Annotated in this window: 12 protein-coding genes; 7 read left to right on the forward strand and 5 right to left on the reverse strand. The window is 38.4% G+C overall.

Annotated elements, in window-relative coordinates:
* Nucleotides 1-2 precede the first annotated feature (2 nt).
* From TW85_RS03565 to TW85_RS03580, 4 genes are all read left to right on the forward strand, one after another.
* Nucleotides 3-1061 carry a nucleotidyltransferase family protein gene (locus TW85_RS03565; RefSeq protein ID WP_046015686.1) on the forward strand — a complete coding sequence of 353 codons (1059 nt, stop codon included), beginning with the start codon at nt 3-5 and terminating at the stop codon, nt 1059-1061.
* A 2-nt stretch (nt 1062-1063) separates the two neighbouring features.
* Entirely contained in the window at nt 1064-1759 is a 696-nt protein-coding gene (locus TW85_RS03570; protein ID WP_046015687.1) for an acylneuraminate cytidylyltransferase family protein, read from the forward strand.
* 183 nt (nt 1760-1942) lie between these two features.
* Entirely contained in the window at nt 1943-3865 is a 1923-nt protein-coding gene (locus tag TW85_RS03575) for a nucleoside-diphosphate sugar epimerase/dehydratase (protein ID WP_046015688.1), read from the forward strand.
* 68 nt (nt 3866-3933) lie between these two features.
* Nucleotides 3934-5193, forward strand: a complete 1260-nt coding sequence (locus tag TW85_RS03580; RefSeq protein WP_162197490.1) for an O-antigen ligase family protein — start codon at nt 3934-3936, stop codon at nt 5191-5193.
* An 80-nt stretch (nt 5194-5273) separates the two neighbouring features.
* Here TW85_RS03580 and TW85_RS03585 read toward each other — a convergent pair whose 3' ends face one another.
* The 3 genes from TW85_RS03585 to mqo all read right to left on the reverse strand — a co-directional run bounded on the left by TW85_RS03585 (nt 5274) and on the right by mqo (nt 8053).
* A complete protein-coding gene (locus tag TW85_RS03585) occupies nt 5274-5981 on the reverse strand; it encodes an FKBP-type peptidyl-prolyl cis-trans isomerase (RefSeq protein WP_046015690.1) in 708 nt (235 codons plus the stop codon).
* A gap of 220 nt (nt 5982-6201) precedes the next feature.
* Nucleotides 6202-6465: a YfcL family protein gene (locus TW85_RS03590; protein WP_046015691.1), complete on the reverse strand. Its 264-nt coding sequence runs from the start codon at nt 6463-6465 to the stop codon at nt 6202-6204.
* Between the two features lie 94 nt (nt 6466-6559).
* The gene (mqo, locus tag TW85_RS03595) at nt 6560-8053 is read right to left on the reverse strand and encodes a malate dehydrogenase (quinone) (protein ID WP_046015692.1); all 1494 of its coding nucleotides are present in this window, start codon (nt 8051-8053) and stop codon (nt 6560-6562) included.
* Between the two features lie 414 nt (nt 8054-8467).
* On the opposite strand from mqo, the gene TW85_RS03600 reads away from it, so the two are divergent.
* Complete coding sequence (locus tag TW85_RS03600) at nt 8468-8881, forward strand: CBS domain-containing protein (RefSeq protein ID WP_046015693.1); 414 nt, start codon at nt 8468-8470, stop codon at nt 8879-8881.
* 63 nt (nt 8882-8944) lie between these two features.
* Here the strand turns inward: TW85_RS03600 and hslO are convergent, their stop codons facing one another.
* Together hslO and TW85_RS03610 are read right to left on the reverse strand one after the other, a co-directional pair.
* Nucleotides 8945-9838 (reverse strand): Hsp33 family molecular chaperone HslO, encoded by an 894-nt coding sequence (hslO, locus tag TW85_RS03605; RefSeq protein WP_046015694.1) that lies wholly within the window; start codon nt 9836-9838, stop codon nt 8945-8947.
* Nucleotides 9839-9889: 51 nt separating this feature from the next.
* On the reverse strand, nt 9890-10486 hold the full coding sequence (locus TW85_RS03610; protein ID WP_046015695.1) for a TIGR02444 family protein: 597 nt from the start codon (nt 10484-10486) through the stop codon (nt 9890-9892).
* Between the two features lie 113 nt (nt 10487-10599).
* Between TW85_RS03610 and TW85_RS03615 the strand changes: the two genes are divergently transcribed.
* Both TW85_RS03615 and hemB read left to right on the forward strand, forming a co-directional pair.
* Entirely contained in the window at nt 10600-12522 is a 1923-nt protein-coding gene (locus tag TW85_RS03615) for an ATP-binding cassette domain-containing protein (RefSeq protein ID WP_046015696.1), read from the forward strand.
* 40 nt (nt 12523-12562) lie between these two features.
* On the forward strand, nt 12563-13552 hold the full coding sequence (gene hemB, locus TW85_RS03620) for a porphobilinogen synthase (protein WP_046015697.1): 990 nt from the start codon (nt 12563-12565) through the stop codon (nt 13550-13552).
* Nucleotides 13553-13613 lie beyond the last annotated feature (61 nt).

The raw sequence follows: 13613 nt of genomic DNA on the forward strand, positions 1-13613 counted from the left end.
TCATGAGCCATAGTTGGAAAAATGTATTAATAAAGCCAACCTGTACATTACGTGATGCATTAGAAATTATAAATACTGAAGCATTGAGAGTTGTATTGGTTGTTGATGATCTCAATTATTTGCAAGGAGTTGTGACTGATGGTGATATTCGTAGAGGGCTGTTGCAGAATTTACCATTGTCTTCAAATATTGCTTTAGTCATGAATACGAATCCAATAACTGCAGATATTGGTAGCTCAAGGAAGGAACTTGTTTCAATAATGGAAAATAAAGGAATTTTATCAATACCTTTATTAGATATTGGAAAGGTGGTAGGGCTAGAAACTTTGCCAGGAGTGCTTAGCCGCCCTGTCTATCAAAATCCAGTGTTTCTAATGGCTGGAGGTTTTGGTACCCGCTTGAGGCCTTTAACAGACTCTTGTCCAAAACCGATGTTAAAGGTGGGTAATAAGCCTATTCTAGAAACAGTAATACGTAGCTTTATAAAAGCTGGTTTTGTTAATTTTTATATTTCGACTCATTATATGCCAGAGCAAATAATGGAGTATTTTGGTGATGGCTCTTCGCTTGGAATATCAATTCAATATGTACATGAAAAATCTCCGTTAGGTACTGGAGGTGCTTTAGGTTTATTGCCCTCAAACTTACCAAAAGATCTTCCTCTAATTATGATGAATGGAGATGTTCTTTCTAAAGTTGATTTTCAAAGGCTTCTTACATTTCATAATGAGAATGAGGCGGATGCATCAATGTGTGTTCGAGAATATGAGTATCAAATTCCCTATGGTGTTATTGAGGGTGAAGGAAGTAAAATTACAAGTATGGTTGAAAAACCAATTCAGCGCTTTTTTGTAAATGCTGGTATTTATGTGGTATCTCCAAAAGTAATTAACTCTGTTCCTGTAAATTATAAAATTGATATGCCAACCTTATTAGAGAATTGTATACAAGATAATCAAAAAGTCTTAATGTTTCCAATACATGAATACTGGTTAGACATAGGTCGAATGGATGATTTTAATCGTGCGCAAATAGATATTCATACGTTGGGATTAATATAATAATGATTAAGGGAAAAAAGGTTTTAGCATTAATACCTGCTAGAGGAGGAAGTAAGCGATTACCTGGTAAGAATATACGAAATCTAGTTGATAAGCCATTGATTAACTGGACTATTCATGCTGCCTTGGGATGTGAGTATGTGGATAATGTCATTGTTAGCACTGATGATGAAAGTATTGCTAAAGTAGCTTTAGAATGCGGAGCAATGGTCCCTGAATTAAGACCAATACAACTGTCTAGCGACACTGCTTCAAGTGAAGATGTGATACGTTATGCAATTGATGAGTATGTAACGACAGAATCAGTAATTATACTTTTACAGCCTACTTCCCCTTTGAGGAGTTCAAAAAACATACAGGAAGCTATAGAGCTATTTATAGAAAAAAAAGCAGACTCTGTTATTTCTGTAACTCCTTGCGAACACAGCCCTCTTTGGAGTAACAAACTTCCAAAATCAGGATCTTTAGAAGGCTTTCTCTCTAAGGATGTATTAAAGCGTTCACAGGAACTAGGTGACTTTTATAGGTTGAATGGAGCATTATATATTTTTGATATAGTTTCGTTTATTAAATATGGAGTTTCATATAGAGAGAATACTTTTGCGTATATTATGAATAATGAAATCTCAATAGATATTGATACGATGTATGACTTTGACCTTGCAGAATTTTTGATTAAAAAGAGTCATAATAGCTGACTTAAACCTTTTTATAATGTTTTTTAAACTATTAGTTAATGAAAAAGTAATGATAAAAATTTTCTTTTTTTTATTAATATAGTTAAATTGATATTTAATTAAAAGTCCAACCTGAAATTATATTTTTAAGTTGTATTAAAAAATAATATGCAGTAATTAGTTTTTATACGAGGGATTCGAGAATTGAAAAGTGTCTTTAACTATATATTTAACCTTTCAAGGCCTATAAAACGCATAATTACATTACTTCTTGATGCTTTTTTTATATTTTCAGCGTTTTGGGGGGCATGGATTGTCAGAGTTGATAATCCAGATGTGTTTTTTTCGAAAGAAAATTGGGTGTTGTTTTTCTTCGTTCTAAGTGCAACTCTTTTAGTATTTATTCATCTTGGACTTTATTTATCTGTTTTAAGGTATATAGGGAATAAAGTTGTAGTATCAGTATTAACTGGCTGTAGTATATCTGTCCTTTCATTGGTTCTGCTTACTTTTTATTTAGGGTATGAGTTGCCTAGGTCAATCCCTTTAATCTACTTTACTTTCTTAATTTTATTTATTGGTGGTAGTAGATTTTCAATTCGCTTAATTACTATGCACACAAGTAAGAGAGACAAAACTAGAGTTGTTGTATACGGTTCTGGCCCTGCTGGAAGGCAGTTAGCGCAATTACTAATGCATGGAAAAGAGTTTGATCCAGTAGCTTTTATTGATGACGATAAAAATTTACAAAACACGTTTATTCTTGGTAGGCCTGTATACTCTTTTAAACATTTGGTTCAACTATCTAAAAATGTTGACATCAGTAAAGTTTTATTAGCTATGCCTAATATTGGGACGATTGAGCGTAAAAAAATACTTACAAAGCTAGAACCTTTAGCTCTAGAAGTTAAATCAATACCAGATATGTCTGATTTAGTGAGTGGTGATGCAAAAATTGATGAACTGAGAGATGTTGCTATTGATGATTTATTAGGTCGTGAAGCAGTGGAACCTCGTAAAGATCTATTAGGAAAAAATATTTCAAATAAAGTTGTAATGGTCACTGGGGCAGGTGGCTCAATTGGGTCAGAGCTGTGCCGTCAAATTATTCAGAATAAACCAAAAATACTAATTCTTTTTGAGTTGTCAGAGTTCGCTTTATATACAATACATGAAGAATTAACTAAAAAATTGAATGATTTAGACACTACATGTGAGATTAAACCTATTATAGGTTCTGTTCAGGACTCTGATAGAATTTATTCTGTTTTGAGTAATTTTAGTGTAAATACTATTTATCATGCAGCAGCATATAAGCATGTTCCTCTTGTTGAATATAACGTAATTGAGGGAGTTAAGAATAATGTTTTTGGGACCTACTATGCAGCAACAGCAGCATTAAAAGCAAAAGTTGAAACGTTTGTATTGATTTCAACTGATAAAGCTGTTAGGCCAACGAATATAATGGGGACGACTAAACGTGTAGCGGAGTTAGTTCTCCAAGCATTAAATAAAAAAACATCTAATACAACTTTTTGTATGGTACGTTTTGGTAATGTTTTAGGTTCTTCAGGGTCTGTCGTACCTCTTTTTAAGGAGCAGATAAGTAAAGGTGGGCCTGTAACTATTACTCATAAAGATATAACTCGATACTTTATGACAATTCCTGAAGCTTCTCAGTTAGTAATTCAAGCTGGCGCTATGGCAAAAGGAGGGGAGGTCTTTGTACTTGATATGGGGGAGTCTGTTAAAATTTCTGACTTAGCAGTAAAGATGATTCATTTAATGGGGTTAGAGGTTAAGAGTGACTCAAATCCATTTGGGGATATTGAATTGCAGTATTCTGGCTTGAGACCTGGAGAAAAACTGTATGAGGAGCTGCTTATTGGAGATAACTCAAGTAAAACAGACCATTTGCGTATTAATAAAGCTAATGAAATTTCTCTTGAATGGGATGATATGCAAGCTTTACTTGATAGCTTAGATCTTTCCGCAGAAAAGTTTGATGTTGAAAATGTTCAGCGCCTTTTAAAAGATGCACCAACAGGATATTTACCCACAAGTAAATTATGCGATTTAATGTTTGAAGAAAAAAGATCAGAACCTCATTATAACTCTCTTCACTAGTTGTATATTTATAACATAAATTAATTGATACATATTTAAAAATAAATTAGAGAGCTAAGATGTTCTGTTTGTTAGTTTTAGAAAATGTTAGGGAGAAAAAGTCTTGCTTGGTTTGGATGTCAGCAGCGCTTTTTATTTCTATTTCTCTTTTTCTTCCAGGAGGTTACTCAGTTGGTGCCTCTTTAATTTTATTGTTATCTTTCTTAGTACCATTTATCTCAAAAAAAGAAAGGTTGGATAAGGTAGATTTAATTCTAATTTCATCTTTCTTAATATATAGCTTTGGTATGTTGCTTCTTGTTTTCTTAGATGGAGGTAGTATAAGGGACTTTGATAAAGCTTCTCGCTTTGTATTAGCAATTCTGCCTTTAATTTTATTTCTTAACGCAACTCTTCATAAAATACTTCTATTTCTTTCTTTTTTTGTGAGTAGTTTGGGAGCACTATTTGTTTCATTTTTTGATCGCTTTTATCTTGGATTAGAAAGAGCTGGTGGAGATTTTAACCCAATAATGTTTGGTGGTTTTTCTTTGATGATCGCTGTTATTTGTTTAAATTTCGCCCTTTATTATTACAACAATAATAATAAAATGTTCTTTTTATCTGTTTTTTCTTTTCTTGCTGGTTTATCTGCTTCTATCCTATCTGTGTCAAAAGGTGGTTGGTTGGCTCTACCAATAGTAATTGCTTTTTTAATTTGGAACTACCATCAGATATTAAGTAAGGCGTTTTATCTAAAGTCTCTAATTTCTATTTTAGTTATGGTGGCATTAATTTTTGCAGTGCCATCAATAGGAGTGAAAAAGCGCATCAATGCTTTAATTTCTGATGTGGCTATGCTGCTAGAAGGGGATCGTCAGGAGACTTCAGTGAGTCATAGAACAGAGCTGTGGAAAGCAAGTTTTATTATGTTCAAGAGCTCCCCTGTTTTTGGTATAGGTAAAAGTAATCAAGATACTTTTAAGCAATCTCTTGTTGATCAGGATGTTGTGCATAAAAGTACTTTGAAATTTAATCAAGCTCATAATGAATATTTAAATGAATTAGGGTTACGAGGTATTTTAGGGCTCTTTCTATTGTTGAACGTGTATTTAGTTCCTCTAGGCTTGTTTTTAAGAAAAATAAGAAAATATTCCGACAATCCTAATATAAAAGTATTTGCTATCGCTGGAGCCCTAGTTCCAATCTGTTATATGGTGTTTGCTTTAACGCAAGCTATGTTTACTCACAATAGTGGCGTAATAATGTACGCATTCACTATCGTAATATTGTGGGCGGCCACCCGTTGGGCTGAAAGGGAAGAGCGAGAGCTGGGGAATATAGCTTAGTTTATTATGATTTAGCTTTAGGTATTTTATAGATAATAAAAAACCCACCAAATGGTGGGTATTTTATTTAAGCAATAAGCTTACTTAGCTTCAGCGACTGCCGGTGTTTCGATCGCTAATAGCTCCACAACAAACTTAAGTGCTGAATGTGGTGGGATAGGGCCTGTACCGCCTGGGCCATATGCTAGCTCAGAGGGGATGTATAGTTCGTACTTAGAACCAACTGACATAAGTTGTAGACCTTCGGTCCAGCCAGGAATAACTTGATTCAGAGGAAAGCTAATTGGCTCGCCACGCTCATACGAGCTATCAAATACAGTGCCGTTAGCTAATGAGCCTTCATAGTTTACTTTTACTGTATCTGTTGCAACTGGTTTTTCACCAGTACCTTCTGTCACTGCTTTATAAAGCAGGCCAGAGTCAGTTTTCATGATGCCTTCTTGTGCTTCAATCGATGCTAACCATTCAACTGAGCCTGCCTTCGCTTGTTCTGCTTCTTTTTCTTGAGCTAAACGTGCTTCTTCCATTTTTTGCTGCTGGAAGGCTTGGAAAATACCTTTTAGCTCTTCTTCAGGAATCGCTGGCGTTTCACCTTTATAAGCTGATTCGAAACCTTTCATAAAAGAATCAATGTCTAGATCCTCAACACCCATGCTTAATTGAGCGCCTACCATGGTACCAAAGGTATAACCAAGTTTTTGTGACTCTGTTTCTGGGGTATAAGCTGTATCAGCAGCAAATGCCAGTGATGTAGATAGCGTTAATGCTGCAATCAATGTTTTTTTCATAAAAGCGTTCCATTCAATAAGGTGTTATCAATATGTTAGTGTTTGTTTATCAGTCAGATCAATAGAATGATTTAAAGTTCCAAAATGCTAGACCAGCATCTTTAACTTTACAAAAAAATAATCATTTACTAACAAAATTAAGAGTCTTTATAAGAGCTGAGGCCCATTAAGGGATAATTCAAGGTGTATTTAAAAATAAACTTGTTTATCACCTTGAAGCTTAAGCGATCACCTTGTTCCAAAGGGCAAGAATTTGAGCTTGATCCTCTTCACTCATATTCTCATTAGCAAAAGCATCTTTGAGAGCTGCTTCAAAGTTTTCGTCGAACTCTGTTTGACCATGAGCATCAATACCGCCATGCACACCTAATAAGCCTAATAGATAGGCGCAGAAAAATAGGGTGTCGCTATCTTCTGTAGCATGTTCAATTTCTCTTAATTGATCGCAAATTTGATCTGCGCGTTGGGCAAATGACATTGTCATAAAAGGTATCCTGTCTTTATTTTTTACTAATAATTTTATAAAACAAAGCCGCTATATAAGCGGCTTTGTTTGATTTTATGGGGTTAACTTAGCGCTAAATTTCTGGCATATCACCAAGCTTTAATGTGCTAAGAGTACGGCTTCTTACTTGTTTCAGCAACTCTTTATCTTGAATCAGGGACTGGCCATAAGAAGGTACCATTTCTTTCAGTTTAACCTGCCATTCTGGGCTGCTCATCTTATCTGCAAAGCAACGCTCAAGAATGCCTATCATGGTATTAACTGTGGTTGAAGCACCAGGAGAAGCACCTAATAAAGCGGCTAGACTACCATCACTCGAAGCAATCGCTTCGGTACCAAACTCAAGTTTACCTCCGCCCGTTTCTTTATCTTGCTTGATGATCTGAACGCGTTGCCCGGCATAGGCTAGCTCCCAATCTTCATCTTTGGCATTAGGGTAAAAGCTTCTAAGAGCATCAACTCTATCTGCTTGAGTTTGCCTTACTTCACTGACAAGGTAGCGGGTCAGGTCCATGTTATTTTTACCAACAGAAAGCATCTGCTTAAGGTTATTCAGTTTGATGCTTTTTGGTAAATCTAAGAAAGAACCGTTTTTCAAAAATTTAGTGGTAAAACCAGCAAAAGGGCCAAACAAAATGGCTTTTTTACCATCAATAATGCGAGTATCCAAATGAGGGACAGACATAGGCGGTGCACCTATAGGCGCAGCTCCATAAACTTTGGCAAAGTGTTGCTCAACAATTTCAGGCTTATCACATACAAGCCATTGTCCACTTACAGGGAAGCCACCATAACCTTTACTTTCTTCAATGCCTGACATTTGTAAAAGAGGCAATGCCCCACCACCAGCACCGAGGAAGACAAATTTGCTGTTAATAGTTTGTTTTTGATTTTTATCTTCAAGATCTACATTCCAGCTGCCGTCTTCTTGTTTAGAGAAACCAGTAACACTAGTGCTAAGAAGTAAATCGACATTTTCATCATTATCAAGGAAAAGGCTCATGTTACGAGCTAAGGCGCCAAAGTTGACATCTGAACCATGGGCAATACGGGTTGCCGCACAGGCTTCATTGATATCGCGGTCTTTCATGATAAGTGGCATCCACTTAGCGAGAACGTCAGGGTCTTCTGAGTATTCCATACCCGAAAATAAGTGATGCTCTTTTAGCGCCGCGTATCGTGTGCGTAAAAAGTTAACGTTCTTTTCGCCCCAAACTAAGCTTTGGTGCGGAACTGAATTGATGAATTTGCTTGCTTCAGGTAGTACACCTTGTTCAACAAGGTAAGACCAAAATTGTAAGCTCACTTCAAATGCGGCGTTAATTTCTAATGCTTTATTTGTGCTGACGCTACCGTCTTGGTTTTCAGGTGTGTAGTTTAATTCGCAATAGGCCGCATGGCCTGTGCCAGCGTTATTCCAGCCATCCGTACTTTCTTGTGCCACACTGTCTAAGCGTTCAACCAATGTGATTTTTAATGAAGGGTCAAGCTGCTTTAGCAGCGTGCCAAGGGTTGTGCTCATCGCACCTGCCCCTACTAATAGTACATCTACAGATTTCTGGGTCATTACTGTATCGCCATTTCATCGCCAATTTTGGTGGATTGAGAGCAATCTTTAACATCTATTTTGTACGTTTTAGTACTTATTATTGTGAGTAAAAATGGATAATTTTACTTAAAGTTGCTTCTCTCAACAGTATGAAAATTCAGGTCAGGTTTTGACCAGTATGTAACTTTCTGTTGCGTGGATGGACTAAATTATACGGATTTTATGATCAATGTCTTGTTAGACATCGGTATGAGGCGCATTTATCTCTGTTATGTTTATTATCAGCTTGAGTATCTTGATAAAACTCAGAAGATGTCAGATTTTGACTAAGATTTTACGTATTTTAGCAACAAACTTCAGATACTTATTTTTCTATTTGGCTATTTGTGAAATATATGTTTCTAGCGCTTATCAAAGGATGAAGTATATCAAATGAAGAGTTTAACAATTGCTCAGGTGATGAAGACGGCTCCTATTAGTGTTGATATGGATACGCGTTTGGGGGAGGTGAGAAGCTTGCTTGAAAAACATGGCTTTCACCATCTACCAGTATTAGATGGGGTGGAGCTAGTGGGTATTATTTCTGATAGAGATATTCTGAGGTTAGTGAGCCCTTTTTTAGATACTGCAGCCGAGATGACAAGAGACCTTGATGTACTTGATAAAGCGGCTCATCAAGTTATGACACGACAACCTATTTGTGTGTCACTAGATGACTCTTTAAACAAGGTTGTTGAGTGGATGCTAAATGCACGTATATCTTGTATACCTGTTTTAGATAAGGGGCGTCTCGTGGGAATAATTACTTGGAGAGATTTGGTCTCTTTGCTGGAATTTGATAATTAATCTAGGGGTAAAGTCTTTTTCCCCTAGATTAATTTAGCAAGTATTCTGAATTGGCTTCAAATACTAGTGAGTTTTTGCGTGTTCACCTAGAACATTGACCAAATCTGCTTCTAAAAATTGGTAATGCTCAGCGCAGAATTGGCAGTCAATATTGATAGAGCCTTGTTCTAATAAAATTTCTTTGATTTCCTCTGCACCAATTGAAATTAACGCTTCAAGTGTTCTTTGGCGAGAGCAAGAACAATTGAACTGCATTGCTTTAGCGTCATAAAAGCGTAACTCTTCTTCATGATATAAGCGGTGAAGAAGCTCAAGCGTATCAAGCTTTAAAAGTTCGTCATCTTTTACGGTTGAAGCCAAGTGAACGAATCTTTCCCAGGCATCTTCATCGTCTTCTTTAGCTTGTTCTGCAGGTAATCTCTGTAGAAATAGACCTGCGCAGCTTGCACCGTCAGCGGCTAACCAAACGCGGCTAGGTAACTGTTCGGATTGAGTAAAGTATTGCTCAAGGCATTCTGCAAGCGAGTTACCCACTAGTTCAACAACCCCTTGGTATCTGCGGCCATTGGTTGGTGTAATGGTAATAACAAGGTAGCCACCTGCTAACGTTTCTTTTAGTGATATCTGCTCAGGGAAGGTTGCACCATCTTGCCACTGAGCAATGCCGCGTAAGTTTTGCAACTCATCACATTCCACCATGATAGCGGATAGATCTCCTTCTCCCTTTGCTTGTAGAGAAAGGACGCCATCAATCTTGATAATGTCTCTGAGAAGCGCAATCGCTGCCACAAATTCACCTAATAGGTTCTCTAGAGGTGCAGGGTAGTTTTTGCGTTGAATGATCTCTTGATAAGCTTGATTCAAAATAACGCGCTCACCGCGTACATTAGTATTATCAAAAGAAAAGCGTTGTATTTCGTTTAATTGATTCGCACTGAGTTGGCTTGTGTCGTTCACGGTCGTATTACCTTAGCTTGTAAGGAGGCAGGCTTAAACTTGTCTCATTACTTAATGTTTAAATTTACCTTCTATTTTACGCTCGCTATCCATAATCATCCACTGGCTAAATTCTTTTATTAGCTTAGGTTCAGGTTTTTTTTCACCACAATCAGAGAATGCTTGCCAGCAAAGGCTTAAGTTGAATTCAAGAAGAGCTTTAACGTCGCCATGATTTTTCTGTTCAATAAGAGTTAGCTCGCTGATATAGGTGCGCTTTATTGCATAGAGTATGGCTTGTGCTTTTTGCTCTGCCTTAAGTTCACAGGCTTTTAATTGCTTATAAAGAGGGTCTTGTTTAGAATTTTCGCCAACATTTTTTCGTGCCAGCCTGATAGAAGGAATAATCTCACTCAACCAGTTTTGTAATTGGCTATTTTGTTTTATGAGTTGAGGCTCTAGAATGCAGCCTTCAGCACTAAGCCAAATACTATAAAGCAGAAGATTAACCTGCATATTGTGCTGGTCTTGCAAAGCCAGGCAATAGTTTGCAACCTCAGGTTTAACATATAAATCGAGAGAAAATTGCCAAAATGCATTCTCCAACAAGTGAAAATCTTGTTCTTCTGAGGCTTGGTTAGTGATGGCTTTTGAATGAGCTGAACTCATAGAACACCTTATAGTTCGCGCTATTTATCTTAGCTAATAGTCAGCGCGTAATGACCCTTATAATCTAACTGCTGTAAAAACACAGCACTGCATGACTAGAGAATAATTGAAACATGATCCAGTTTACCCAAGTAAGTTTACAGCGAGGCCGTCAATTTCTGCTAGAAATGGCTGATTTGACCATATATGAAGGCCAAAAAGTAGGCTTGATTGGCGCTAATGGCGCAGGTAAATCATCACTTTTTGCCATGTTGCGTGGTGACCTTCATGCTGATACTGGCGAAGTGGTCTTCCCTCAACAAAGACGTATCGCCTTTATGGCGCAAGAAGTGACAGATACTGATCGCAGTGCACTGGATTATTGTCTTGATGGAGATGAGTGGCTAAGAGAAATAGAAGCCAAGATAGAGCAAGCGGAACAGAAAAATGATGCCAGTGCTCATGCCCATTGGTTAGGTGAATTCGAGACGGCTCATGGTTACAGTTCAAGGTCGAGAGCCGAAACCTTGTTGCAGGGACTGGGTTTTAAAATGGCAGACATGGCGAAACCAGTAACAGACTTTTCTGGTGGCTGGCGCATACGTTTGAACCTTGCCAAAGCGCTTATGTGCCCTTCTGATGTGCTATTGCTTGATGAACCAACTAACCACTTGGATCTCGATGCGGTGATGTGGCTAGAGTCTTGGTTACGCCAATACCCTGGCACTCTCATTCTTATTTCCCATGACAGGGATTTTTTAGATGCCATCACGACTCACATTATTCATCTTTATCAGAAAAAGCTGACTGTTTATAAAGGGAACTACTCGGATTATGAGCGTCAGCGTGCCGCTCATCTGGCTCAACAGCAAGCCAACTATGAGCGCCAGCAAACACGTAAAGCCCATTTGCAAACCTATGTAGATAGATTCAGATATAAGGCGACAAAAGCTAAGCAGGCGCAAAGTCGCTTAAAAATGCTGGAGAAAATGGGCGATATCGCCCCTGCTCATATTGATTCCCAGTTCCAGTTTAGTATTCCTGTAGCGGATAAAACCTCTGCCCAGTTAGTGAATTTGATCGAAGCTGATTTAGGTTATCAAGTGGAAGGGTCTGGCCCAACAACTCAATTGCCGCATTGTAACTTCAATTTGCGAGATGGCCAGCGTATCGGTTTGTTGGGGCCAAATGGTGCTGGTAAATCAACACTCATTAAGTCACTGGTGGGTGAACTCGATTTGCTGAGTGGTGATAGAGTGTGTGGAGAGAACCTAAAAATAGGCTACTTCTCGCAACATCAGTTAAGTGCCTTAGACCTTGATGCCAGCCCAGTACTACATATTCAAAGGTTAACTGCGATAGCTCTAGAAAGTGACATACGTCGTTATTTAGGTGGTTTTGGCTTTATCGGTGATGATGCATTGCGTACAGTGCGTGACTTTTCTGGTGGCGAAAAAGCCCGTTTAGCTCTGTCACTAATTGCCTGGACCAAGCCTAATTTATTGATTCTCGATGAACCGACTAACCACTTAGATTTAGAGATGCGTCAGGCGCTGACTGAAGCCTTGCAAGAATTCCCAGGATCTATCTTATTGGTATCTCACGATCGTCATCTACTTAACAGTACTGTGGATGAGTTTTATTTGGTGGCAGATAATCAGGTCGCTGAGTTTGATGGTGATCTAGCTGCTTATTATGATTGGCTGCAAAAACGACAGTTAGCTGGGCGCCAACAAGAAAAAGCTAATGCCAGTGTTAATCTTGAGAAAGTTGATAAGAAAGAAGAAAGACGTAAAGCCGCAGAGCTAAGGCAACAACTTAGACCACTGAGAAAACTCATAGAGAAACATGAAAAAGCCGTGCATAAAGCACAAGAGAAACTCGATGATATCAGTGAGAAAATGGCTGATGGTGAGCTTTATGAGGCAAAGAACAAAGATAAGTTGCAGGCCTTGTTAGCGGATGAGGCTAAATGGAAAAAAGAATTGGAAGACAATGAAGAAGCTTGGTTCGAGGCACAAGAAAGCCTAGAAGAAGCGGAAGTGTCTCTCAGTTAAGTAAGATATTTCAATTAAGAGGCTTTTAAGGAGCAACCTAATGACATTCCCTCTAGTGCGTATGCGCAGAATGCGTAAAGACAGTTTTTCTCGTCGCCTAATGCAGGAAAACCAAGTAACAGTGAATGACCTAATCTATCCAATGTTCGTGATAGAAGGTGAAAACGAGCGAGAAACCGTACCGTCCATGCCGGGTGTAGAGCGAGTATCTCTTGATCAGCTTTTACTTGAAGCCGCTGAGCTTGTTGAATTAGGCGTGCCTGCTATTGCTTTGTTCCCTGTTGTACCCGCTGAGAAAAAGTCGCTTGAAGCGGAAGAAGCCTATTCTGATGATGGTTTAGCCCAGAGAGCGGTTCGCGCACTTAAGTCGGCTTTCCCTGATCTAGGTGTGATTACTGACGTTGCCCTTGACCCTTTTACCACTCATGGTCAAGACGGCATTATTGATGACACAGGTTATGTTTTAAATGACGTGACCACAGAGGTGTTAGTTCAACAGGCTCTTTCTCATGCTAAAGCTGGCGCTGATGTTGTTGCCCCTTCTGATATGATGGATGGTCGAATTGGTGCTATTCGTGAAGCGCTTGAAGCCAATGGATTTATCAATACCCGTATCATGGCTTATTCGGCTAAATATGCGTCTGCTTACTATGGCCCTTTCCGTGATGCGGTAGGTTCTAGTGGCAATTTAGGTAAAAGTAACAAGTTTAACTACCAGATGGATCCCGCTAATTCTGATGAAGCTATTCGTGAAGTGCAGCTAGACATAGAAGAAGGTGCGGATATGGTGATGGTCAAACCTGGTATGCCTTATTTGGATATTGTGCGTCGAGTTAAGACAGAGCTTGCTGTCCCTACCTTTGCTTATCAGGTTAGTGGTGAATACGCCATGCAAATGGCGGCATTTGCCAATGGTTGGCTGGATAAAGAAAGTGTCATGATGGAGTCACTTTTATCCTTTAAGCGAGCGGGTGCAGATGGCATTTTGACCTATTTTGCGAAAGACGTTGCGCGATTATTGAAGGGGTAATCAAAAAGTCATCTTAACTTGCGACCATGAGTGTGAAACTGCTCAAGCTTGAATAAATTTG

The sequence above is a fragment of the Marinomonas sp. S3726 genome (assembly GCF_000967665.1).
Classification (GTDB): Bacteria; Pseudomonadota; Gammaproteobacteria; order Pseudomonadales; family Marinomonadaceae; genus Marinomonas.